Origin of the sequence: Devosia insulae DS-56 (genome assembly GCF_000970465.2) — a bacterium.
Taxonomy (GTDB): Bacteria; Pseudomonadota; Alphaproteobacteria; order Rhizobiales; family Devosiaceae; genus Devosia_A; species Devosia_A insulae.
Genome location: NZ_LAJE02000378.1, coordinates 1 through 22,193 on the forward strand (window position 1 = coordinate 1; position 22,193 = coordinate 22,193).

The window sequence follows — 22,193 nt, forward strand, 5'->3', positions numbered from 1 at the left end:
GCATCTCTGGACAGCTAGCTGCATTAATACGTGGCGGGTAAGCGTTCAGGGGCATGACTGTGGGTGTGTTGTCTGAAGGAGACTGGGAACACCGGATTTGACATGAGCTGGCTCGTCTGCAGCGTCAGAGGTGTATAAGAGACAGGGGCCAGGCCTCGAACGGCCCACACGCGATGAACGCCCAGTACGTCCGATACTTGCTGGTCCGGTTGGCCGGCACGGTGGCTACCGCCAGGCCGAATTCCTGGAACTTGGTGGAGAGCAGCGTATCGCGATGCGCGGGCGAGCCTAGCCAGCCGTTGATCGCCTGGTCGAGGGTCGACTGGCCGCCGGCGACGTTCTCACCCACGGCGCCATCATAGCCAGCCGTGGTGACGCGCTGGCGCAGGGTGACGCCGAGATCGTGCGACAGCGTATCCTTGGCGGCCATCAGGTTGGCCTGCGAGCGAGCGGCGTTCTCGAGCTGGATGTTGTAGCGCAGCGGCGGCTTGCCGGCGGCGGCGCGGGTGCCGTTGATCGCCGCCATGATGCCACCCTGGGTCAACTGGATCGGCGCGACGCTGGCGGTGCTGCCCGGGGGCTTCGCCGGCGGGACCACCGAGGTGCAGGCGGCGAGCAATGAAAGGGTGGCGAGGAGAAGAAGACCGCTGCGCAGAAGCGTCATAGGCGAGTGTTCCAGTGCGAGGCGGCGGCAGAAGCGCGCCAATCGTGGCGTTGAAATGGCGTTTGACTGCCCTTGATCACACGGTTGCGCGAGCCGGAGCGAACTACAAGGCATTTGACTCTAATTAAGCATGATTTTGCAAAGCGCTGGCTGACCCGAAGACATGCGCGCACCCTTTGCCTGCAGCTCAGGGGGCTCGCATCATGCTCGACCAGGAATTCGAACATTTCGACGTCCGCGCCATGACCCGGCACGAGCTGGCGCGACACACTGATTTCGCCCGCAACATGCTGTTCGCGGCCAGCGCCGCATCGCTGACGATCCTAGGCGCCGGCGCCTTCTTCCTCAGCCTGCTCCTCTAACGGCGCCCCTGCCCCGGCCCAGATAGCCGCGGCCACCAGCGCGACATAGGTCAGCGCGGCAATCGCCAGACCCCAATCACGATGGGCGCCTGCCAGCCACGCGAGCGGCAGCAGCACAATCACATTGATGCCGACATAGAGCAGCGTCGCCGTTAAGTGCGAGCCGAAGCGGCGTTGCAGCGCCTGATAGGCGTGACGCTTGTGGCCTTCCCAGAAGCGCTCGCGGCGCAGCATACGGCGAACGAGGGTCGTGAGGCTGTCGGCGAGGAACAGACCACTGAGGATCAGCCACTGCCAGAGGCTGAGCCAGAAGCTGAGCATGGTGGTGAAAGCGAAGAAGGCCAGCATCAGCCCGAGATAAGTGCTGCCGGCATCGCCCATGAAGATCTTTGCCGGCGGCCAGTTGAGCAACAGGAAGCCGAGGCAGGCGGCGGCAAGCCCGAGCATCCACCAGAGCCTGGGATCATCGACGATACCGGGCTCGAACAGCCAGGCGAGCAGCGCCGCGCCGACGAGAAGGAAAATCGCCTCCGACGCCGCGAGGCCATCGATGCCGTCCATGAAATTGAACAGGTTGATCCACAGCGCGCCGCTGAGGGTGAGGATCAGCAGCAGCACGGATTCCGGCACCGGCAGACCGAGCTGGTCGATCGGCAGCACCGCGACAATGGCGCCCATCAACAGCACCTGCGCGCCGAGCCGCCAGCGCGCGGCGATCGGGCGCTTGTCGTCGGCATAGCCGATGAAGGCGAGGAGGATGCCGGCCATGATCACCGGCACGCCCAGCCAGGGCAACAGCAGCGCCATCAGCAGCCCGGCGATCGAGCCGCCGGCGACGATACCGACACCGCCGCCGCCCGGGGTGGGGACGACGTGCGAAGAGCGGCCATTGGGCTGCTGCATCAGCCCGAGCTTGCCGGCCCGGCGCATGATGATCCACGCAGTGAGAAACGAGACGAGCGCCGCGGTGGCAGCAATGGCAAGGCCGAGAGTGGGCATGGGCGCTCCGGGTGGTGGGAGCCCTAGCGTTAGCTTCGGTGATGGACGGCGACAAGGCTCAACGCCAGCAGACGGCCCCCTCCCGGCCTCCCCCATAAAGGGGGAGGTGAAGAGTCGAGGCTGTGGCGGGATCGTGCCAAACGCACCGGCGGGGCACCTCCCCCTTCATGGGGGACTTCGAGCCGTCCCGAAGGGCAAATCGCTCCAGTGGAGCGATTTGAGGGGAGAAGGCCATGAGAGCTACGCTCGAATGGCTAAGGAGGGGGCCGTCTCTATCAGTCGACGCCAGTCAGCCGGCGTAAAGCTGCAGTCCGCCATCGACGCGGAGCAGCTGGCCGTGGATGAACTTGGCTTCCGGCGAGCAGAGGAACACCACCGCGTCGGCGATTTCCTCGGGTTCGGCGTAGCGGTCCATCGAGACCTTGTTGGAGTTCATCTTGTCCGGGTCGACCGTGCGGGTAGCCTGGAAGCGCGCAGTCTTCGACGGTCCCGGGCTCACCACGTTGACCCGCACGCCATGCTCGCGGACTTCGTCGGCGAGGCAGCGGGTATAGTGGGTCACGGCGGCCTTCAGCGTCGCGTAGATACCGCCCCCGCTCACCCCAATATGGGCAGCGACCGAGGCGATGTTGACGACAATGCCGTGCTGGCGCTCGACCATCTGCGGCACGAACGCCTGGGTCACCAGCATGGTGCCGATCAGGTTGTTGTTGGTGAGCGTGATCAGGTCGTCATAGGTGATGCCAAGGATGTTGTTGGGCACCGGCTTGCCACCCGCCGCGCCGATATCGCCGCCGGCGCAGTTGACGAGGATTTCGACCGGGCCGAACTTCTCCTCGATCTCCTTGCGCATAGTGTTGACCGCATCACGGTCGCCGATATTGCCGGTGACGCCCATCGAGCGGACACCTAGCCCCTCGATGGTCTTGATCATCGCGCCAAGGTTATCCGCCTCGCCGTATTTGGCGGCAGCGTCCCAGGTCAGGTCATGCACCACCACATCGGCGCCGCGCGCCGCGAGCTTCCGCGCCATGACACTGCCGAGGCCGCGGCCCGAGCCGGTTACGAAAGCGATTTTTCCCGAGAGATCTTTTCCTGCCACAACGGCCTCCAATCACATAAGTCCAAGAGCTTTGAGGTTCGCGGCACTCTTGCGGTACTGCCCAAGCTCGTAATCGATCAGTTCGTGGTCGGCATTGCGCTGCCACGGGGTGCGCCATTCCTCGCCCGCTTCGAAGCGGTTCTTCTGCACGGCGAGGAGGCAGGCGGCGAGGTCTTCGGCCTGTTTGGGGGCGTAGCCGTGCCACCACTCGGGGGTAAAGAGCTTGACGTGCCGGTCGTCGAGCGCGCCGATCTCGATACAGGCGAGCATCTCGTCATTGTGCTCGGCGAGGATGTCGAACATCTGCTTGTGCGGCACGCAGCCATCACCCGAGGGGCAGCGCACCAGGCGGAAGCCATCGGGCTCGATCACCGCCCGGTAGTCCTTGACGTGGCAGTGGCGCACATAGGGCGCAATCACCCGGGTGAAATCGAGCGGCGACTCGGCCACCGGGAAGGTGTTGGCCATGTCGAAGACGATGCGGACGTTGGGCCCGTATTCGTCGCAGAAATTGACCAGCTCGCGCGAAGTGAAATCCTGGTGGTTCTCGATCAGCAGCACTACGCCGGCGGCGGTCAGCTTGGGCACCGCGGCCTGGAGTTTCTCGTGCACCGAAGCGACGAGATCGTGCCACTTCTGGCCGGCTGCGGCACGGTCGCCGCAGAGGATCGGGGTCAGCGCAACGCGGATATATTTGGCATCGAGCGCGGTGGCGGCACGGATCAGCATGTCCATATCGCCGTGCTGCAGGCCGGAACTGACGATGCGCTTCCAGCCCAGGACATCGAGGCGCTGCTTCAGGGCCGCGAGCTCCGCGTCGGACTTGTCCTTCAGCCAGCCCTCCCAGAGCTCAATCGCCTTGCCGCCCAGTTCCTCGGTCAGCTTGATGAAGCCCTCGAGGCCGACCCCGTTGGGGTTGTGGCGCGGCGTGCCGGAGCCCTGCAGGCCGAGATAATAGGTGAGGCCATAGGGGTTGAGGCCGGTCGTGAGTTTCATCGGATTACCGTTGGTGCGAAAGCCTGGCTGGTGCGCCGATTCCAGGAACCGGGCGCGGCGTCTCCCCATTATGGGGAGGTTGGGAAGGGGCCGTTCCTAGCAATTGGTATTAGCGCAATCCCCCGTCCACGGTGATGGATTGCTTGGTGATCATGCGGCTGTCGTCGGAGGCGAGGAACAGCACCATGCGAGCGATCTCGTCGCCGAGCAGCACGTGCTTGAGCGCCTGGCGTGAGACCACCGCGTCGATCGATTCCTGGGTGGGGAACCACAGCCGCTTCTGCCGCTCGGTGATCACGGCGCCCGGCTCGATGGCGTTGACGCGGATGTTGTCCTTGCCGAAGCCGCGGCCGAGCGCGCGGGTGAGGCCGAGCACGGCGGCCTTGGCGGTGGCGTAGACCGGCATGTTGTCGGCGCCGCCGCGCCAGGCGATCGACGAGAAGTTGATGATCGAGCCGCCACCCAGTTCCTGCATGTGCGAGCGCACCGCCTGCGCCGCGAAGAATTGCGGCTTCAGGTTGATGTCGGTCGAGCGGTCCCAATACTCCTCGGTGACGTCGTCGATGGCGTGGCGATCGTCGTTCGCCGCGTTGTTGACGAGGACGCCGATGGGGCCGAGGCGGCTCTTCACCACATCGATCGCGGCGCGGAGGCCCGTGATGTCGGTGATATCGCAGACGAGGAACGTGGCGCCGGTCTCAGCGACCAGCTCCCTGCCTTCGGCCTCGAGGATATCGACGAAGGCGACCTTGGCGCCACAGCGCGCGAAGGCCCGAACGACATCGGCGCCGATGCCGCTGGCGCCACCGGTGACGAACACGACCCGGCCGGCGAGGCTGGGATAGTTGGCGAACTCGGTAATTTCCTCGGACCTCTAGATCAGTCGTGTCGTCGCCGGATCGAACAGGCAGGCACGAGTCATGTCGACGGCGAGCGGCATGTTTTCACCGGTCTTGGGCGCCTCGTCCGGCGAGAACCTCCCGACCACCTCGCGGTCGCCGAACTTCAGCACCGCCATGGTCTCGGCGCCGGTCGGCTCGACCACTTCGACGAGTGCCGACATGGTGGCAAAACCCTGCTTGCCGCTATTGCTGGCGGACTGCCGGCTCAGATGCTCGGGGCGGATGCCAAGGATCACCTTCTTACTCTGCGCCCGGTCAGCCACACCGTTGTGGAGCGGCAGGCTGGCGACGCCACCGCCCGAGAGCGGGAAGTTGACCGCCGGGGCCCCGCCGCCGGTCGAGGTGATTTCGGCATCGATGAAGTTCATCGAGGGCGAGCCCATGAAGCCGGCAACGAAGGTATTGGCCGGGCGGTTGTAGACGGTATCGGGATCGGCGAACTGCTGCACTTCGCCCTGGTGCATCACGGCGATGCGCGAGGCGAGCGTCATGGCTTCGACCTGGTCGTGGGTGACGTAGATAGTGGTCTTGCCGATGCGCTGATGCAGCTTCTTGATCTCGGTGCGCATGTCGACGCGCAGCTTGGCATCGAGGTTAGACAGCGGCTCGTCGAACAGGAACAGCGCCGGGTCACGCACCAGGGCGCGACCCATGGCGACGCGCTGGCGCTGGCCGCCCGAGAGCTGGCCGGGCTTGCGCTTCAGGAACGGCTCGATCTGCAGCAACGCGGCGACGCGAGCGATGGTCTTTTCCTGCTCAGCCTTGGGCACGCCCCGGCTTTCCATGCCGAAGGCCATGTTCTCCTTGACCGACATGGTCGGGTAGAGCGCGTAGGACTGGAACACCATGGCGATGTCGCGGTCCTTGGGCTGCACCGAGTTCACCAGCCGATCGCCGATATAGATCTCGCCCGAAGTGACGGTCTCGAGACCGGCGATCATGGCGAGCAGAGTAGATTTGCCACAGCCCGAGGGGCCGACGAGCGCAATGAACTCGCCGGTATTGGCCTCGAGGTCGACACCTTTCAGCACTTCGACGACGCCGAAGCTCTTACGCAGGTTCCTGATGGTCAAGGATGCCATTTTACTTGATTGCTCCCTGGGTAAGGCCGCGGACGAAGTATTTGCCGCCGAAGAAGTAGACGAGGAGTGGAGGCAGGGCGCCGATCAGCACCGCCGCGCTCATGACGTCGTAGGTGCGCACCGTGGTGCCGCTCATCGACAGGGCGACCAGCGCCGAGGTGATGGGCTGGTTGCTGCCCGAGTTCAGCACCACGCCGAACAGGTACTCGTTCCAGATGCCGGTGAACTGCCAGATCACCGTGACGATGATGATCGGCGGCGAGAGCGGGATCATGATCTTCCAGAAGATGCGCCAGAAGCCGGCACCATCGATACGGGCAGCCTTCAGCAGATCGTCGGGAATGGAGACGTAGTAGTTGCGGAAGAACAGGGTGGTGAAGCTCAGGCCCTGGATACAGTGCACCAGGACGAGGCCATAGACGGAGTTCGCCAGCCCGAGCTTGCCGAGGAGGAACGCCCAGGGCAGCAGCGCGATCTGACCGGGCATGAACACACCCAGCAGCATGCAGCCGAAGACGATCTCGGAGCCCGGGAACTTCCACTTACTGAGGATGTAGCCGTTGATGGCGCCGAGCGCGGTCGAGATGATGGTCGCCGGGACCACCATGGCCACCGAGTTCCAGAAGTAGCGGGCGACGCCATTGCACTGGCCGCCGATACAGAAATCGCTCCAGGCCTGCGGCCAGGCATCGAGGCGGAAGCTCTGCGGCAGCGAGATCAGGCCCATGGCGCCGATTTCGGCATTGGTACGGAACGAGTTGAGCACCACCACCAGCAGCGGCACGATGTAGACGACCGAGATCAGGCCAAGCAGGCCATAGATCACGATGCGCGAGATCAGGCGGCGGCGGCTGGCAACAGCGGCCTCGCGGTCTTCGACGACGGTGGCACCAAGGACTGCATCAGCCATTGCGAGACTCCCGGCGACGGCGCCACACCAGATAGAGCGAGTACGGCACGAGGACGATGGCGAGAGCCGCCAGCACCATCATGGCCGCGGCAGCGCCCTGCCCGATCTCACCACGCTGGAACATGAAGTCGTAGACGTAGGTGGCGGGGAAGGTGGTCGAGATGCCGGGGCCGGAATTGGTCAGCGCCACGGCGAGATCGAAGGTCTTGATGGCGAACTGCAGCAGCACCACTGCCACGGCGATGAAGATCGGCCCGATCGAGGGCAGGATCACCTTGCGGTAGGTACGGAACCAGCTGGCGCCGTCGATCTGTGCTGCCTTGATGATGTCGGGGTCGACCGATCGGAGGCCGGCGAGGAACAGCGCCATCGAGAAGCCGGCCGAACCCCAGATGCCGGTGATGATGATGGCCCAGATGGCGTTCTTGCGGTCGGTGGTGAGGGCGAACTGGAAGTCGGTCCAGCCCAGCGCGTTGACCATGAACTGGATGCCGCTGCCTGGGTTGTAGAGCCACTGCCACACGGTACCGGTGGCGATGAAGCTGACGGCGAGCGGGTAGAGGAAAATGGTGCGCCAGAACGACTCGGCGCGGATCCGCTGGTCGATCAGGATGGCCAGCATCAGGCCGAAGGCCATGGCCAGCGTTACGTAGAACAGCGAGAAGAACAGCAGGTTATTGTAGGCGACGCTCCAGCGCCGGTTGGTCCAGAGCGAGACGTAGTTCTCGAAACCCTTGAACCCGTAGCTCGGCAACAGGGTGGAGTCGCTGAGCGAGATGTAGAACGTCCAGCCCGCGAAAACGAACACGTAGATGAACGACGCAAGGATCGACGGGGCGATGATGAATACCGGGGTCCACTTCTTGATGCGGTCCCAGGTGCTCGTGCCAGCCGACACGGACTGACCTGCAATAGCCAACTGACTTCCCTCCCAAACGACAACCAAGGGAGCCGGCCGCGGGAGCCCCGCGACCGGCCGCCCTCAGGAGGTATATTACATCTGAGCTTCGACGGCGTCGGCCATAATGTTGGCCGCGTCCTGCGCAGTCATCTCAGGCGTGTTCACGAACTCGGTGATCGTGTCCATCATGGCACCGCGATACTTCTGCAGCACGGTCATGTTGTGCGCCATCGAGCGGACCAGCGTGCCGCCTTCGATCGAGGCCTTCAGCGACGCCTGGCTCTGCTGCTGGCAGACGTTGAAGCCATCAGCCAGATCGACGTCGAGACGTGCCGGGATCGAACCCTTGGTGATGTTGAAGACCTTCTGGAAGTCAGGCGACAGGATGAGGCTGGCGAGCAGCTTCTGGCCTTCCTGGTAGTCGGGGTCGTTCTGCTTGAAGAACACCACCGAGTCCGAGTTCAGGATGAAGCCGTCACCGGCCCAGTCGGTCGGGGACTGGCCGCACAGGATGTCGCCGCCGGGCTCGTGGCCCACCGACTTGATCGCGCCCAGTTCCCAATCGCCCATGATGAAGAACAGCGCATCGCCGTTGACCATCATGTTGGAGGCGGTGTCGTAGTCACGGCCGGCGATCGCCGGATCCATGTACTTGGTGACCATCAGGCGCATCTGGTCGAACGCCTTGATCATGCCTTCCGAACGGAGGGCTTCGACGTCGCCGTCGACAAAGGCCTTCTTGTAGAGCTCGAGATCCTGACCGTAGACGATGGTCTCGAACACGGTGGCGTCGGACCAGTCAGCCGAGAGGTGCGCGAGGCAGATCTTGCCGGCGGCAATGGCCTTGTCGCAGGCAGCGTTGAAGTCGGCCCAGGTCTTGGGCAGCTCGGTGACGCCCGAGGCTTCCATGGCGGCCTTGTTGCCCCAGATCCAGTTGATCCGGTGGATGTTCATCGGGGCCGCGACCCACTTGCCTTCCGGCTTCATCACCGGCAGCAGTTCGGGGGCGACGACCTTGTCCCAGCCCTCGGCAGTCGCCAGCTCGTCCATGTCGGCGGTGCCGCCAGTGGCGTTCCACTCGGCGATTTCCGGGCCCTTCAGCTGCACCGCGGCGGGTGCGTTGCCGGCGACGACGTCGGCGCGGAGCTTGGCCAAGGTATTGGCGGTGTGACCGGCAATGGCGGTCTGCTCCCAGGTGCCGCCGGCTGCGGTGAACATCTCACCGAGCTTGGCAATGGAGGCAGCGTCGTTGCCGGATGCCCACTGGTGCAGCATCAGCACTTTGGGGGCGGCCATCGCGGTGCCCGAAAGCAGCGCGGCAGCAAGCATCGTGGTCGCGGCAGCCGCGACCTTGGTCGTGAAGGTCATAATTGTCTCTCTCCCTTGAAAGCGCCCGTCCCCACTCCGGCTCTCCCTGCCGGCCCCTGTGGCTACTTGCGCTTTTCTCCCGGCGGTGCACATCCTCCTGCGCACCGTCGTATTAGTTCTATGGTGAACTTATTCGGCTTGTCAACGCGCTTGGGGAGGGAGGAGCGTGAACCGGATCGAGCTCAAATCTCTACTTGCTGACAGCGCTTTAGCCACACCGTCGGGGCGGATCGTGCGCGCCCTGAGCGAGCGTGGCGCGCTGAGCGCAACGCAGATCGCAAGGCTCACGGGGTTGGCCAAGTCCACGGTGTCAACGGCCCTCACCGAGCTCAGGCGCTCGCAAATGGTTGTGGAAAGCGGCAGCGAATCCGCCGGCGGCGTCGGCCGGCCGGCGACCGCGCTGACGCTCAACCCGCGGGCCGGCACCTGCATCGGCATCCTGATCGGCTCGACCGAGATCCAGGTGATCCTCGCCGATGTCGCGCATACCGTGCTGTCGGACAAGACGATCAATCTTGAGATCGACTATTCACCGCAAACCGCGATCCAGCACGTGCAGCGGCTGATCGCCGAAGCCTATGAGGGGCAGTGGCAGCGGCAGAACGGGCTGCTGGGCGTCGGTATCGCGGTGGGTGGGCCGGTCAATCCGGTGACCGGTACGGTGCTCCGGGCCGGTGGCATGCCGACCTGGGCCGGTGTCGATATGCGCGAGCTGTTCGGGCCGATTTTCCCAGACGTGCCGATCTTCTGCGACAACGAATCCAACTGCTCGGCCATTGCCGAGATGACCTGGGGCGCGGCGCGAGGGCACGACGATTTCGTGGTCTATACGCTGGATCTCGGCATCGGCGGCGCCATCGTCGCCGGGGGCCGGGTGCTGCGCGGCATTGCCGGCGGCGCCGGCGAATTCGGTCACGTGGTGATCGACCCGCAGGGGCCGCCCTGCCGCTGCGGCAACCGCGGCTGTATCGAGGTCTATGCCAGCTTTCGCGCGCCAATGGCCGAGGCCGAGCGGCATTTCGGGCGCGCCCTGCGGCTGACCGACGTGGTCGAGATGGCGCTCGGCGGCGATGCCTTGTGCCGCGCGCTGATCGCCCGGACCGGCGAAGCGGGCGGGCATGGCCTGGGGTTGATCGGCTCGGTGTTCAACCCGACACTGGTGGTGGTGAGCGGCCGGCTGGCCATGGCCGGCGACATCTTGATGAAACCGCTGGCCGAGAGCTTCGAGCGCTTCACGCTGGTCAAGCATGGGGACGTTCCCGACCTGGCCCGTACCATCCTCCGTCCCAGCCAGTTCTCCGACAACGGCGCCTGCATGGGGGCGGTCGGGCTGGTGCTGCGCCACCACGGACGGCTGGTGAACTAACGCTGTCGTGGCTTTCCGCCCCCTCCCCTCCTAGCAGACGCGGTAGCGCCGAGGGGGCAGAGGGTTGGTGAACTAACGCGGCAATCTTACGCCTTGCTCCTCGCTACCGTCTCGAACACCCTCCCGCCTCTCTCGCAAAAAGGAGTCGCGGCATGACCATCGCAATCATCGGAGGGACCGGCTTTCTCGGCACCGCCACGGCGAAACGGCTCAGGGAACGTGGCCATGACGTGCTGGTGGTGGCGCGCGGCCAGCACCAGGTGAAGCTGCCCGACGGCGTGCGGTTCGAGAAGGCCGATCGCATGGACGGCGAGACGCTGACGAAGCTGCTGAAGGATAATGGCGTCACCGCCGTCATCGATATTTTCACCATCAGCCTGCGCAACACGCAGCCGGTGATCGAGGCGGCGGGCAAGGCCGGGGCACGCTATGTGCTGGTGAGTTCCACCGACGTCTATTCGAACTATGGCGGACTGCTGAAGAAGGAAAGCCCGGCGATCCGACCGGATCCGGCCACCGAGGATTCGCCGCTGCGGACGTTGCGCTACCCCTACCGGCAGAACGAGCGCCGACCCAAGGGGATCGAGGACGACCTGTTCGAGGAATATGACAAGATCCCGATCGAGGAGTTCGCCATGGCGGCCGGCGCGCCGCAGGCGACGGTGCTGCGGCTGCCGATGATCTTCGGGCCGGACGACAAGCAGCATCGCTTCGCCTGGGCGATCAAGGGCGCCAAGGCGGGCGAACCGTTCCGGCTGGACCGGCGCGGCGCGGGCTGGCTCAACTCCTACGCCTATATCGACGACGTGGCCGAAGCGCTGGCGCTGGCGGCCACCCTGCCCGAGGCCGAGGGCCGGGTGTACAACGTGGCGCAGCCGTTCGTCCGCACCCAGGCCGACTGGGCCCGCACCGTGCTGACGCTGATGGGGGTCGACAGCGAGATCGTGCTGGTCGATGCCGAGGCCGGCGGGGTGCTCGCCGACCGTGCCGACAGCAGCGACCTCAGCTATCCGCTGACGCTGGATTCCGCTCGTATTCGCGCCGAACTCGGCTACACTGAGATCGTTCCCGAAGAGCAGGCGCTGCGCCGCACCATCGAGTGGGAGCTTAGCCAGGGCTAGCTTCCACCACACGAGGATCAGCCGGGGCATAATCTGGGGTGGGATTGACTCGGGCGCGCGCTACTTTAGTGTCACTAAAATCGCGAGGGCGCCTGTGCCAGTCTTGAAATTTGAAAAGCGTTCCGATCCGGTCGACCAACCGACCCCGATCGACCCCAGCCTTGGGCAGCGTCTGCGCGACCGCCGCAAGGAACTGGGCAAGACGCAGCAGCAGGTGGCCGAAGAGGCGTCGCTGACCGTCGGCTTCATCTCGCAGATCGAGCGCGGCATCTCCACGCCGTCGCTGGCGTCGCTCTACAATGTGGCGAAGGCGCTCGAAAGCACGGTGGACCAGTTCGTGTCCGCCGCCCCGGCACGCCAGCACAGCGTGGTCAGCCATTCCGGCCAGCGCCAGACCTACAAGGTCGGTGGCACCTCGCGCTTTTATGAATTCCTCGAGCGCGGCTTTCCCGACGCCAAGCTCAATGCCTGCCTGTCGCACGTGCCGCCAGGCCATGCCTCGGAGATGATGAGCCACGAGGGCGAGGACTTCGTCTATCTGGTTTCGGGCGAGATGCTCTACGAGGTCGACGGCGTCGAGTACCGCCTCGGGCCTGGCGATACGCTGCATTTCGACAGCCGCCGGCCGCATCGCGGCACCAATATCGGCATCGGCACGGCGCTCGAGCTCTGGGTCGGGACCATGCAGCTGTTCCCCGAATGACCGTGCTCGACCCCACCGTCGCCCAGAAGCTCGGCACCGCTTTGGCGGCCGGCCCGACACAGCTGTTCGCCGTGCTGTCGGAGCTGTTCACCGCCGTGCCGGGCGTGCGCACCGCAACCTTCATCGCGACGGCGCCGGACAAGTCGGTGACGCACCGCATCGGTACGTCCAACCCGGTCGATTTCCCGGTCGGCAATGTCGACCCGGTGGGCGACGACGTGTGGAACAACACCATCCTCGGCGAGAAGAAGCCGGTTATCGGCGACAGCGTCGCCGGCATGGCCGCCTTCCTGCCCGAGACCGACGGGCTCGTCGCCATGGGCTATGGCGCCTGCTCGTGCTTTCCGATCGTGATTGCGGGTGAAACCCGCGGCGTGGTGGCGCTGCTCGGCGATGCCGGCATCTTCACCCGGGCCGTGCTGGCCCAGATCGACACCCTTCTACCTATCGCTGCGCTGACCTTCAGCTTCGAGGGAATTAGCGAGAGATGACGCCTACGACGACAACCGGCCTCATCAGCCGGAGACTAACGCCTTCAACCAGGGAGACTGTCATGCGTTTGTTCAAGACGCTTATGGCGGTTGCCGTCGGCGCGGTGATGACCGCGTCCGGAGCGATCGCCGAAACGCCCAAGAATACCCTCGTCATCGCCGATGCGATCGACGACATCATCACGCTCGATCCGGCCGAAGTGTCGGAAGTCGGTGGCGTGCTCGCCAGCCAGCAGATCTACCAGCCGCTGGTCAGCTTCGACCCGGCCGACCCGACCAAGATCACCGGCGTACTCGCCGAAAGCTGGACGGTGTCGGAAGACGGCAAGACCTTCACCTTCAAGATGAACCCGAACGCCAAGTTCGCTTCGGGCAATCCGGTGACGGCGGCCGACGCCGAATATTCGATCCGTCGCGTCATCCTGATCGACAGCCGCATCAGCTTCATCTTCGCCCAGTTCGGCCTGACCAAGGAGAACGTCGAAGCGAAGGTGAAGGCGCTCGACGCGTCGACCCTGCAGTTCGAAGTCGACCAGAAATATGCGCCGAGCTTCGTGCTCTACGTGCTGTCGTCGTTCACCGGCGGCATCGTCGACTCGACCATCGTCAAACAGCATGAGGGCAAGCTCGCCGATGGCGGCAACGACTACGGCAACGCCTGGCTGAAGTCCGAGAACTCGGCCGGCTCGGGCCCCTATGTGCTGACCAAGTGGGACCCCAAGGTTTCGATCCTGCTCAGCCGCAACGAAAACTACTGGGGCACCGCTCCGGGCGTCGATCGCGTGTTCCTGCAGCACATGCCGGAATCGGCGACGCAGCGCCTGGCGCTCGAAAAGGGCGATATCGATATCGCCAACAAGCTCGGGCCCGACGATATCGGCGCGGTCTCGGCCAACCCCGACGTGCAGATCCTCGAGGGCGTCTCCTCGACGATGTACTATTTCGGCCTCAACGTGCGTAATGCAGCGCTGAGTAACCCCAAGGTCGTCGAAGCCATCAAGTATGGTGTCGATTACCAGGGCATCGCCGACACCATCGGCAAGGGCACCATCAAGGTGCACCAGACCATGATCCCGGACGGGTTCCTGGGCGGCGGCATCAACTACAACCCCTACTCGCTCGATATCGAGAAGGCCAAGGCGCTGATCGCCGAGTCCGGCGTCGCAACGCCGATCAAGCTCGCGACCGTGGTCTGGAATGTGCCGCCCTACCCTGACTACGCACAGGCCGTGCAGGCCACGCTCAGCCAGATCGGCGTCGATCTCGACCTGCAGGTGGTGGATGGCGGCCCGTGGCTCGACCGCTATCGCTCGCACGATCTCGACATCTGGTTCGGCCTGTGGGGCCCGGACTATCCCGATCCGCATTCCAACGCCAAGGCGTTCGGCAACCACGATGCGACCGATCCGGATGGCACCAAGGGCAACCTCGCCGACCGCTTCGGCTGGGATTCGGGCAAGGTTTCCGAGCTGGTGAACCAGGCCGTGCAGGAGCAGGATGTCGAAAAGCGCAAGGCGCTCTACGACGAGGCCCAGCGCCTGCACACCGACACCTCGCCATTCGTGTTCATGTTCCAGGACAGCCGCAAGGTTGCCATGCGCAAGAACGTCACGGGCGTGGTGCTCGGCATCACCTTCTCCGACGACCGCTATGGCGCGGTGACCAAGGAATAAACTGACGTGAGGCCGGGGTACCCCTCCGGCCTCACCGCCTCTTGCCTTCTCCCCCTGTCCGAGAAGGTGGCGCGAAGCGCCGGATGAGGGGGCTGCAACCAAGGGTTGCAGCCTGGAGCGCAAGCGACGGGCGACCAGTCCGCGGAGACAACCCCTCATCCGCCCTTCGGGCACCTTCTCCCACAAGGGGAGAAGGCGACGCCCGAAACAATGAAGTCAAAGGCCTGCATCGCTTGAGCGCATCCAAACCCCTCCGCCTGTTCATCGATATCGGCTCGTGGCTGATCACCGTGGCGATCACGCTCGTTGGCCTCGCTGCCCTCACCTTCTTCATCGGTCGCGTGCTGCCGATCGATCCGGTGCTGTCGATCGTGGGCGAGAAGGCGACGCCGGAGGTGTACCAGAAGGTTTATCTCGAGCTCGGGCTCGACAAGCCGATCTGGCAACAATTCATCGAATATCTCGGGAAGCTCCTGCGCGGCGACTTCGGGACCTCGTTCTCGACCTCCCGGCCGGTTCTGACCGACCTCTTGAATTTCTTCCCCGCGACGCTCGAGCTTTCCACCATCGGGCTGATCATCGGCGTCGTGCTGGGCGTCCCGATGGGCGTTGCTTCGGCCTATTGGCATGAGAAGTGGCCCGACCACCTGCTGCGCGTCGTCGGCCTCGTCGGCTATTCGGTGCCGGTGTTCTGGCTCGGCCTCGTCGGCCTGTTCGTCTTTTACTACCTGCTCGGCTGGGTCTCGGGCCCGGGCCAGCTCGATGTGTTCTTTGTCGGCGTGGTCGACCGCATCACCGGCTCGATCCTGATCGACAGCGCTATCGCCGGTGAGTGGGAGATCTTCTTCAACGCCATCAGCCACATGATCCTGCCGGCGCTGCTGCTCGGCTATTACAGCCTCGCCTACATCTCGCGCATGACGCGCTCGGTGATGCTCGACCAGTTGAGCCGCGAGTATGTGCTGACTGCCCGGCTGAAGGGCGCCAGCGAGTTTCGCGCCGTGGCCGGACATGCGCTGCGCAACGCGGCGATCCCGCTCGTCACTGTCATCGCGCTGAGCTATGGCGGGCTGCTCGAGGGCTCGGTGCTGATCGAGACGATCTTCTCGTGGCCCGGCATCGGCAACTACATCTATTCGTCGCTGTTCGCCGCCGACATGAACGCCGTGCTGGGTGGCACGCTCTTGGTCGGGATGGTGTTCATCCTTCTCAACATGCTGAGCGACGTGCTGTACCGGGCACTCGATCCGCGCTCACGGGAGTTCGCCAAATGAGCGTCACCCCCGATCTCGTCGTCGATCCGAAGCGCGCGGTGCGCGCCGCCCGCTGGGCCGAGTTCAAGGTCTTCACCCGCCGCTTCATGCGCAACCCGCTGGGCGTGGTCGGACTGGTCATCGTCGTTCTGCTGCTGTTCTGCGCCGCCTTCGCGCCGCTCCTCGCAACGCACGACCCGTATCTGCCGAGCCTGACCGACCGCCTCGCGGCGCCGAGCGCCACCTATTGGCTGGGCGCCGATGAGCTTGGCCGCGACATCTACTCGCGCATTCTCTACGGCTCGCAACTGACGCTGCTGATCGTCGGGCTGGTGATCGTCACCTCGGCGCCGATCGGGCTGATCATCGGTGCGGTCTCCGGCACGGTGGGCGGCTGGGTCGACGTCGTCTTCATGCGCATCACCGACGTGTTCCTCGCCATTCCCAAGCTGCTGCTGGCGCTGGCCTTCGTTGCGGCGCTCGGGCCCGGCATCACCAACGCGGCGCTCGCCATCACGCTCACCGCCTGGCCGCCCTATGCGCGCCTGGCGCGCGCCGAGGCGCTGATCGTGCGCAACTCGGATTATGTCAACGCAGTGCGGCTGGCCGGGGCCAGCGAGTTCCGCATCATCGTGTTCCACGTCATCCCGATGTGCCTGAGCTCCGTGATCGTGCGCATGACCTTCGACATGGCGGGCATCATCCTCACCGCTGCCGGCCTCGGCTTCATCGGGCTCGGGGCACAACCGCCGCTGCCCGAGTGGGGCGCCATGATTTCCACCGGCCGCAAGTTCATCTTCGACCAATGGTGGGTGGCGACGGTGCCCGGCATCGCGATCTTCACCGTGTCACTCGGCTTTAACCTCCTGGGTGACGCCTTGCGCGACCTGCTCGATCCGCACCTGAGGCAGCGCAAATGAGCGACCTCGTCCAGATCGAAAACCTGCATGTCGCCTTCCGCAACGACGATGGCGGCTACAACGACGCGGTGCGTGGCGTATCGCTGCAGCTGGGCCGCGAGAAGCTCGGCATTGTCGGCGAAAGCGGCTCGGGCAAGAGCCTCACCGGCCGCGCCCTGCTCGGCGTGCTGCCGCCCTATGCGCGGATCAGCGTCGACAGGATGCAGTTCGACGGCATCGACCTCAAGTCGGCCTCGCCAAAACTGCGCCGTTCGCTGCGTGGCGGGCGTATGGGGATGATCCTGCAGGACCCGAAATTCTCGCTGAACCCCGTGATGACCGTCGGCAAGCAGATCGTCGAAGCGATCCGCATCGGCGACCGGCGGATCTCGGGCGGCGACGCGAAGAAGAAGGCGCTGGGCATTCTCGAGGCGGTGCATATCCGCGAGCCGGAACGGGTGTTTGGCCTCTATCCGCACGAACTCTCCGGCGGCATGGGGCAGCGGGTGATGATCGGCATGATGGTGGTGCGCGAACCGGACCTGCTGATTGCGGACGAGCCCACCTCGGCGCTCGACGTGACGGTGCGCACCCAGGTGCTGTCGATCCTCGACGAACTGGTGACGCGGCGCGGCATGGGGCTGATCTTCATCAGCCACGACCTCAACCTGGTGTCGAAGTTCTGTGATCGGGTGATCGTCATGTATGCCGGCCGGATCGTCGAGAGCATCGAAGCAAGCCGGCTGCACGAGGCGACGCACCCCTACACGCGGGGGCTCTTGTCCTGCCTGCCACAGATCGATGGCTCGCTGGAGCCGCTGCCGGTGCTCAACCGCGAAGCCAGCTGGGCGGGAGCCGCCTGATGCTCGAGATCCGCAACCTCAACGTCGAGTTCTCCGGCAAGCTGGCGGTGCGCGACACCAGCTTTGCTGTGCAGCCGGGCGAAAGCTTCGGGCTGGTCGGCGAATCCGGCTCGGGCAAATCCACCATCCTCCGCACCGTCATGGGGCTCAACGCCACCTGGAACGGCAGCATCAGCGTCGACGGGCAGGACGTGCGGAAGATCCCGCGGAAGCAGCTGGCCAAGATGGTCCAGATGGTGTTCCAGGACCCCTACTCCTCGTTGCACCCGCGCTATGTCATCGGCCAGCAGATCGCTGAGCCGATGAAGATCAACGGCATCGCCAACCCGGAGCGCCGCACCGCGGAGCTGCTGGAGCTTATCGGGCTTGGCGCGAAGTTCCAGTTCCGCTTCCCGCATGAGCTCTCGGGCGGCCAGCGGCAGCGCGTCGCCATCGCCCGCGCCCTGGCGCTCAGCCCGAAGCTGCTGCTGCTGGACGAGCCGACCTCGGCGCTCGACGTGTCGATCCAGGCCGAAATCCTCAACCTGCTCAACCGGCTCCGCAAAGAGCTCGGCCTCACCTTCGTCATCGTCAGCCACGACCTGGCAGTGATCAGCTACATGTGCGAGCGGTTGATGGTGATGCGCAACGCCCAGCCGGTGGAAACGCTGACCCGTGAGCAGCTGCGGTCTGGGGCGATTGCCGAGGACTACACCAAGGCGCTGATTGCGGCGGCTTGAGGCGCGCACCGGACTGTTGGTGCCCAGCCCCGTCACCGCACCTTCAGCAGAATAATGACCAGGAACCACAGGCTCGCCAGGTGGATGAGCAGGAAGCGCAGCAGGACCTGGGAGTTGGACCAGTTGAGGTTCTTGCGGGCGTGATCGTGGAACGGGAAGCGGATCGAGCTCAGGATCCTGAGGCCGAACACGCGGATCAACGCCACCTTGGCGAGGCCGGTGGCGCCGTTGAACAGCAGGAGCGGGGCGACGAAGAAGATCATCGCCGGGTTGCCGGAGACGACGATGCAGATGCCGACGAACAGCCCGATCGGGCGTGAGCCGGCATCGCCCATCAGCGCCGCGCTGGGCGGCGCGTTGTGCCATAGGTAGCCGACGATGACGCCGCAGAAGATGGCGGCGACGATAGCCCAGTTGGCGGCATCCTCGCGGAACGGGATCAGCAGGTACTTGGCGTTGCCGGCGTCGCCGACCACCATGTAGAGGATGAAGCCGAGGGCGGCGATGGTCACTGCCGAGAGCGAGCCCGACACGCCGTCGACGCCATCGTTGCAGTTGACCGCGTTGATGCAGAGCCAGACCACCGGCGTGTAGATCAAGAGCCCCAGCCAGAACGGGATGTCGAACACCATGGGGGTGAACGGCAGCCACAGCCTGGTGTCCTGCCCCCAGAGCAGCACGACGCAGACGAACAGCGCCACCAGCAGGTCGGTGAGGCCCAGTGTCAGCTCGCTCAGGCCCCCGGTGCGATCGTCGATGAAGCCGACGCCGGAGGCGAGCAGCACCGCGCCCATGGCGAAATAGATGTGCGGATCGATCGGCGAGAACAGTGCGACGACCGCAAGGAGGATCAGGATCATGATCAACCCGACGCCGACCGGCTTACCGACGCTGTCGGCGGCGCCCACCGCATGGGCCCTGCCCCGGTCGCGCGGCAGCCGAGCCCAGAGTTTGGGCAGGAGGAACAGCGTGGCCAGCGCCGAGACGAGCGAGCCGACAGTGGCGAGGATGACGAAGGACGACAGCAGGCGGGCGGGACCCCAGATGGGGGTCAGGAGATCAGCAAGATAGGTCAGCATGATTGGGGAGCGGTCCCAGCGCGGCAATGCTGAAGCCGTAACCGAAGCCCGTGCCGAAATCGAAGCACGATTGCGGCTTTTCAACCACCGGCGTCAGCGCCCGCCAAAGGCTCCGGTGGTGAGGCCGGCAATGAAGGCGCGGTTGCCGAAGACGAAGACCAGCAGGACGGGCACGATGGCGATGACGCTGCCGGTCATCAGCAGTGGCCAATCGGTGTTGTACTGGCCCTGCAGCGTCGCCAGTGCGACGATCGCCACCTGCATGTCGGGCTTGGTGGTGGTGATCAGCGGCCAGAGGAAGTTGTTCCACTGCGCCACGAAAGTGAAGATGGCGAGCGCCCCGAGCGCGGGCTTGGCCAGCGGCAGGACGATGGTGAGGTAGATCTGGGCATGCGAGGCGCCATCGATGCGGGCCGCTTCGAGCAGCTCGGCCGGGATCGACTTGAGGTACTGCCGGAGCAGGAAGGTACCGAAGCTCGAGAAGGCATAGGGCAGGATCAGCCCTTGGTAGGTGTCGATCCAGCCGAGCGACTTGATCAGGATGAAATTGGGGATCAGCGTCACCTGCGAGGGCACCATCAGCGCGGCGAGGTAGATGAGGAACAGCAGTTCACGGCCGCGGAACCTCAAACAGGCGAAGGCATAGGCGGCCATCGAGCAGGTGACGAGCTGCAACAGCGTCACCAGCACCGACACGACGAGGCTGTTGGCCATGGCCCGGCCGAACGAGATGGTCGAGAAAATGCGGACGTAGTTCTCGACCTGCGGGTCGGCAGTGAACAAGGTCGGCGGGAACTGGAAGACGTCCGCCGCCGGCTTGAACGAGGTGGCGATCATCCAGACGAACGGGCCACTCATCAGCAGCGCGCCGATCAGCAGGACCACGAACAGCAGCCAGTCGGTGGCGGTCTTACCCATAGTGCACCCAGCGGCGCTGCAGCTTGTACTGCACCAGGGTGAAGGCGAGGACGATCAGGAACAGCAACATCGCCGCGGCGCTGGCATAGCCCATCTGATAGAACTGAAAGCCGTTCTGGTAGATGTAGTAGACCAGCGTGTTGGTGGCATTGGCCGGACCGGCCTTGGTCATCACCAGCACCAGTTCGAACACCTGGAAGCTGCCGATGATCGAGATCACCAGCACGAAGAAGGTGGTGGGCGAGAGCAGCGGCAGGGTGATGTGCCAGAACCGGTCCCAGCCGGTGGCGCCATCTAGCGCGGCCGCATCATGCACATCCTTGCCGATGTTCTGCAGGCCGGCGAGGAACAGCACCATGGCATAGCCGAGGTTCTGCCAGATCGAGACGATGATGATGGCCGGCATGGCCCAGCGGGTCGAGCCCATCCACTTGGGCAGGTCAGTGACACCGACCAGGCTGAGAGCGGCGTTGATCAGGCCGAAATTGGAGTTGAACAACCAGGCCCAGACGAGCGCTGCGGCGATGGTACTGGTGACCACCGGCAGGAAATAGACGACCCGGAAGAAGGTCTGGCCCTTGATGCCGCGGTTGAGCACCAGCGCGCAGAGCAGCGCCAACACGATCTGCACCGGCACCGAGACCAGCACGAAATAGGCGGTGTTGCCGAGCACCTTGGCGAAAATCTCGTCGCCGGCGAGGGCAATGTAGTTGCCGAGGCCCACCCAGGTCACCTCGTTGAAGAGGTTCCACTGGGTGAAGGAGATGAAGAAGGCCGAGATCACCGGAATAGCGGTGAAGATGGCGAACAGCACGAGGCTCGGTGCCAAAAACAGCCAGGCGGCGCGTTCCTCGGCGCGCGCCACCCGCGTCAGCTGGACCCGACTTCGGGCCACTACTTGTCGATCCCGTAGATATAGGCGGCGTTGCGGTAAAAGATCCGATCCTGGTCGTCGGCGCTGAGGCCCATGGTGTCGAAGGCGGCCTTCCAGCGTTCGATATCGCCCTTCACCCGGCGCAGGTCGGAATCCGAGCCGTAGACGAGTTTGCGCGGTGAGATTTCCTTGCCGATATAGCCGCCCTCGACGATGTGGTTGTGCACCACGTCGCCGCCGCTGATGTCGAAATAGAGCCGCGGCCGCCAGCGCGCGACGGCACTGGCGGTGCGGTAGTCGGGCCAGCCCAGATGCGCTCCGATGATGAACAGCTCGGGGAAATAGAAGGCGATGGTGTCGAGATAGATCGGCTGCATGCGGGCGCTGGAATAGCCGTAGCGCTCGCGCTTGATGCCGCGCGACAGCCGGGTGACCAGCGCTTCCTCGTCGGCGCCTTCGGGGATCGCCTTCCAGGCATCCTCCTTGCCGCCTTCGAGGTAATCGACCGGGCCACCGAGAATGCCGGTGTGGAACAGGATGCGGAGCCCCCGCGCCTGTGCCGCCTCGTAGAACGGGTAATAGGCCGGATCATCGTAGTTGCGCGACACGCCCGAGATCTTGATGCCGTGAAAGCCGCGCTGGTAGAAATCCTCGACCAGCGTCACCGGGTCCTTGTCGAGCTCGAGCCGGCCCAGGGCGACGATCAGGTCGGGCCGCCGCTCCAGCGCGCCGGCCAGCGCGTCATTGCCGCGGCCAGGGTTGGCGAGGAGCGCGACTTTCTCGATCCCGGATTCTTCGCAGGTATCGGACAGCGCTTCGAGGAAGCCGATCTCGGCGCCGCGCGAGAACAGCTTGTCCCAGAAGCCGTAGTGAACGTGTGCATCGAAGACGCGCATGGGTCAGATCCGTTGCTAGAGCGATCAAAACGTCGAGCGTTTCGTTTGAAAC

The 22,193-nt window shown here is 64.7% G+C and carries 23 protein-coding genes and 1 pseudogene; 11 read left to right on the plus strand and 13 right to left on the minus strand.

Features of this window, described 5'->3' with window-relative positions; all coding sequences use genetic code 11:
• Positions 1 to 124 precede the first annotated feature (124 nt).
• Positions 125 to 664 (minus strand): CAP domain-containing protein, encoded by a 540-nt coding sequence (locus VW23_RS25365; protein WP_069912267.1) that lies wholly within the window; start codon positions 662 to 664, stop codon positions 125 to 127.
• 203 nt (positions 665 to 867) lie between these two features.
• On the opposite strand from VW23_RS25365, the gene VW23_RS29170 reads away from it, so the two are divergent.
• The gene (locus VW23_RS29170; protein WP_156384551.1) at positions 868 to 1,026 is read left to right on the plus strand and encodes a hypothetical protein; all 159 of its coding nucleotides are present in this window, start codon (positions 868 to 870) and stop codon (positions 1,024 to 1,026) included.
• Here VW23_RS29170 and VW23_RS25370 read toward each other — a convergent pair.
• From VW23_RS25370 to VW23_RS25405, 8 genes are all read right to left on the minus strand, one after another.
• On the minus strand, positions 988 to 2,025 hold the full coding sequence (locus tag VW23_RS25370; protein ID WP_176730488.1) for an MraY family glycosyltransferase: 1,038 nt from the start codon (positions 2,023 to 2,025) through the stop codon (positions 988 to 990). The genes VW23_RS29170 and VW23_RS25370 overlap by 39 nt on opposite strands.
• 289 nt (positions 2,026 to 2,314) lie before the next feature.
• Complete coding sequence (locus tag VW23_RS25375; protein WP_141728497.1) at positions 2,315 to 3,127, minus strand: SDR family NAD(P)-dependent oxidoreductase; 813 nt, start codon at positions 3,125 to 3,127, stop codon at positions 2,315 to 2,317.
• A gap of 12 nt (positions 3,128 to 3,139) precedes the next feature.
• Complete coding sequence (locus VW23_RS25380; RefSeq protein WP_069912293.1) at positions 3,140 to 4,123, minus strand: sugar phosphate isomerase/epimerase family protein; 984 nt, start codon at positions 4,121 to 4,123, stop codon at positions 3,140 to 3,142.
• Between the two features lie 109 nt (positions 4,124 to 4,232).
• Positions 4,233 to 4,943 carry an SDR family NAD(P)-dependent oxidoreductase gene (locus VW23_RS25385; protein WP_244513735.1) on the minus strand — a complete coding sequence of 237 codons (711 nt, stop codon included), beginning with the start codon at positions 4,941 to 4,943 and terminating at the stop codon, positions 4,233 to 4,235.
• A gap of 54 nt (positions 4,944 to 4,997) precedes the next feature.
• Entirely contained in the window at positions 4,998 to 6,107 is a 1,110-nt protein-coding gene (locus tag VW23_RS25390; protein WP_069912270.1) for an ABC transporter ATP-binding protein, read from the minus strand.
• A gap of 1 nt (position 6,108) precedes the next feature.
• Positions 6,109 to 7,017 (minus strand): carbohydrate ABC transporter permease, encoded by a 909-nt coding sequence (locus tag VW23_RS25395; RefSeq protein ID WP_084646480.1) that lies wholly within the window; start codon positions 7,015 to 7,017, stop codon positions 6,109 to 6,111.
• Positions 7,010 to 7,936: a carbohydrate ABC transporter permease gene (locus VW23_RS25400; protein ID WP_141728498.1), complete on the minus strand. Its 927-nt coding sequence runs from the start codon at positions 7,934 to 7,936 to the stop codon at positions 7,010 to 7,012. Before VW23_RS25400 ends, VW23_RS25395 begins: the two co-directional genes overlap by 8 nt.
• Positions 7,937 to 8,011: 75 nt before the next feature.
• Complete coding sequence (locus tag VW23_RS25405) at positions 8,012 to 9,286, minus strand: ABC transporter substrate-binding protein (RefSeq protein ID WP_084646481.1); 1,275 nt, start codon at positions 9,284 to 9,286, stop codon at positions 8,012 to 8,014.
• A 232-nt stretch (positions 9,287 to 9,518) separates the two neighbouring features.
• On the opposite strand from VW23_RS25405, the pseudogene VW23_RS29860 reads away from it, so the two are divergent.
• The 10 genes and pseudogenes from VW23_RS29860 to VW23_RS25450 form a co-directional block, all read left to right on the plus strand.
• Positions 9,519 to 9,626 (plus strand): annotated as a pseudogene (locus VW23_RS29860) (helix-turn-helix domain-containing protein); the annotation flags it as partial.
• A gap of 3 nt (positions 9,627 to 9,629) precedes the next feature.
• Positions 9,630 to 10,652 (plus strand): ROK family protein, encoded by a 1,023-nt coding sequence (locus VW23_RS25410; protein ID WP_069912272.1) that lies wholly within the window; start codon positions 9,630 to 9,632, stop codon positions 10,650 to 10,652.
• A 152-nt stretch (positions 10,653 to 10,804) separates the two neighbouring features.
• Positions 10,805 to 11,773 (plus strand): NAD-dependent epimerase/dehydratase family protein, encoded by a 969-nt coding sequence (locus tag VW23_RS25415; RefSeq protein ID WP_069912273.1) that lies wholly within the window; start codon positions 10,805 to 10,807, stop codon positions 11,771 to 11,773.
• 94 nt (positions 11,774 to 11,867) lie between these two features.
• Positions 11,868 to 12,476: a helix-turn-helix domain-containing protein gene (locus tag VW23_RS25420; RefSeq protein ID WP_084646482.1), complete on the plus strand. Its 609-nt coding sequence runs from the start codon at positions 11,868 to 11,870 to the stop codon at positions 12,474 to 12,476.
• Positions 12,473 to 12,967 carry a hypothetical protein gene (locus tag VW23_RS25425; protein WP_069912275.1) on the plus strand — a complete coding sequence of 165 codons (495 nt, stop codon included), beginning with the start codon at positions 12,473 to 12,475 and terminating at the stop codon, positions 12,965 to 12,967. The genes VW23_RS25420 and VW23_RS25425 overlap by 4 nt, the downstream gene beginning before the upstream one ends.
• A 62-nt stretch (positions 12,968 to 13,029) precedes the next feature.
• Complete coding sequence (locus VW23_RS25430) at positions 13,030 to 14,640, plus strand: ABC transporter substrate-binding protein (protein WP_084646483.1); 1,611 nt, start codon at positions 13,030 to 13,032, stop codon at positions 14,638 to 14,640.
• A 233-nt stretch (positions 14,641 to 14,873) separates the two neighbouring features.
• On the plus strand, positions 14,874 to 15,914 hold the full coding sequence (locus VW23_RS25435; RefSeq protein WP_069912276.1) for an ABC transporter permease: 1,041 nt from the start codon (positions 14,874 to 14,876) through the stop codon (positions 15,912 to 15,914).
• Positions 15,911 to 16,813 carry an ABC transporter permease gene (locus VW23_RS25440; protein ID WP_069912277.1) on the plus strand — a complete coding sequence of 301 codons (903 nt, stop codon included), beginning with the start codon at positions 15,911 to 15,913 and terminating at the stop codon, positions 16,811 to 16,813. Before VW23_RS25435 ends, VW23_RS25440 begins: the two co-directional genes overlap by 4 nt.
• The gene (locus tag VW23_RS25445) at positions 16,810 to 17,655 is read left to right on the plus strand and encodes an ABC transporter ATP-binding protein (RefSeq protein ID WP_069912278.1); all 846 of its coding nucleotides are present in this window, start codon (positions 16,810 to 16,812) and stop codon (positions 17,653 to 17,655) included. Before VW23_RS25440 ends, VW23_RS25445 begins: the two co-directional genes overlap by 4 nt.
• Positions 17,655 to 18,374 (plus strand): ABC transporter ATP-binding protein, encoded by a 720-nt coding sequence (locus VW23_RS25450; protein ID WP_069912279.1) that lies wholly within the window; start codon positions 17,655 to 17,657, stop codon positions 18,372 to 18,374. The genes VW23_RS25445 and VW23_RS25450 overlap by 1 nt, the downstream gene beginning before the upstream one ends.
• A 32-nt stretch (positions 18,375 to 18,406) precedes the next feature.
• Here the strand turns inward: VW23_RS25450 and VW23_RS25455 are convergent, their stop codons facing one another.
• The 4 genes from VW23_RS25455 to VW23_RS25470 form a co-directional block, all read right to left on the minus strand.
• On the minus strand, positions 18,407 to 19,453 hold the full coding sequence (locus tag VW23_RS25455) for an MraY family glycosyltransferase (protein WP_069912280.1): 1,047 nt from the start codon (positions 19,451 to 19,453) through the stop codon (positions 18,407 to 18,409).
• 93 nt (positions 19,454 to 19,546) lie between these two features.
• A complete protein-coding gene (locus VW23_RS25460; protein ID WP_069912281.1) occupies positions 19,547 to 20,371 on the minus strand; it encodes a carbohydrate ABC transporter permease in 825 nt (274 codons plus the stop codon).
• A complete protein-coding gene (locus tag VW23_RS25465) occupies positions 20,364 to 21,266 on the minus strand; it encodes a carbohydrate ABC transporter permease (protein ID WP_201788097.1) in 903 nt (300 codons plus the stop codon). Before VW23_RS25465 ends, VW23_RS25460 begins: the two co-directional genes overlap by 8 nt.
• Positions 21,266 to 22,141 (minus strand): amidohydrolase family protein, encoded by an 876-nt coding sequence (locus VW23_RS25470; RefSeq protein ID WP_069912282.1) that lies wholly within the window; start codon positions 22,139 to 22,141, stop codon positions 21,266 to 21,268. Before VW23_RS25470 ends, VW23_RS25465 begins: the two co-directional genes overlap by 1 nt.
• Positions 22,142 to 22,193: the final 52 nt, after the last annotated feature.

Excerpts from the sequence above, each read along its gene's own strand:
- VW23_RS29170 (WP_156384551.1), top strand. The coding sequence starts at position 868 with ATGCTCGACCAGGAATTCGAACATTTCGACGTCCGCGCCATGACCCGG.
- VW23_RS25415 (WP_069912273.1), top strand. The coding sequence starts at position 10,805 with ATGACCATCGCAATCATCGGAGGGACCGGCTTTCTCGGCACCGCCACG.
- VW23_RS25365 (WP_069912267.1), bottom strand. The coding sequence starts at position 664 with ATGACGCTTCTGCGCAGCGGTCTTCTTCTCCTCGCCACCCTTTCATTG.
- VW23_RS25370 (WP_176730488.1), bottom strand. The coding sequence starts at position 2,025 with ATGCCCACTCTCGGCCTTGCCATTGCTGCCACCGCGGCGCTCGTCTCG.
- VW23_RS25380 (WP_069912293.1), bottom strand. The coding sequence starts at position 4,123 with ATGAAACTCACGACCGGCCTCAACCCCTATGGCCTCACCTATTATCTC.
- VW23_RS25430 (WP_084646483.1), top strand. The coding sequence starts at position 13,030 with ATGCGTTTGTTCAAGACGCTTATGGCGGTTGCCGTCGGCGCGGTGATG.
- VW23_RS25425 (WP_069912275.1), top strand. The coding sequence starts at position 12,473 with ATGACCGTGCTCGACCCCACCGTCGCCCAGAAGCTCGGCACCGCTTTG.
- VW23_RS25440 (WP_069912277.1), top strand. The coding sequence starts at position 15,911 with ATGAGCGTCACCCCCGATCTCGTCGTCGATCCGAAGCGCGCGGTGCGC.
- VW23_RS25405 (WP_084646481.1), bottom strand. The coding sequence starts at position 9,286 with ATGACCTTCACGACCAAGGTCGCGGCTGCCGCGACCACGATGCTTGCT.
- VW23_RS25460 (WP_069912281.1), bottom strand. The coding sequence starts at position 20,371 with ATGGGTAAGACCGCCACCGACTGGCTGCTGTTCGTGGTCCTGCTGATC.
- VW23_RS25395 (WP_084646480.1), bottom strand. The coding sequence starts at position 7,017 with ATGGCTGATGCAGTCCTTGGTGCCACCGTCGTCGAAGACCGCGAGGCC.
- VW23_RS25445 (WP_069912278.1), top strand. The coding sequence starts at position 16,810 with ATGAGCGACCTCGTCCAGATCGAAAACCTGCATGTCGCCTTCCGCAAC.
- VW23_RS25410 (WP_069912272.1), top strand. The coding sequence starts at position 9,630 with ATGGTTGTGGAAAGCGGCAGCGAATCCGCCGGCGGCGTCGGCCGGCCG.
- VW23_RS25450 (WP_069912279.1), top strand. The coding sequence starts at position 17,655 with ATGCTCGAGATCCGCAACCTCAACGTCGAGTTCTCCGGCAAGCTGGCG.
- VW23_RS25455 (WP_069912280.1), bottom strand. The coding sequence starts at position 19,453 with ATGCTGACCTATCTTGCTGATCTCCTGACCCCCATCTGGGGTCCCGCC.
- VW23_RS25470 (WP_069912282.1), bottom strand. The coding sequence starts at position 22,141 with ATGCGCGTCTTCGATGCACACGTTCACTACGGCTTCTGGGACAAGCTG.
- VW23_RS25390 (WP_069912270.1), bottom strand. The coding sequence starts at position 6,107 with ATGGCATCCTTGACCATCAGGAACCTGCGTAAGAGCTTCGGCGTCGTC.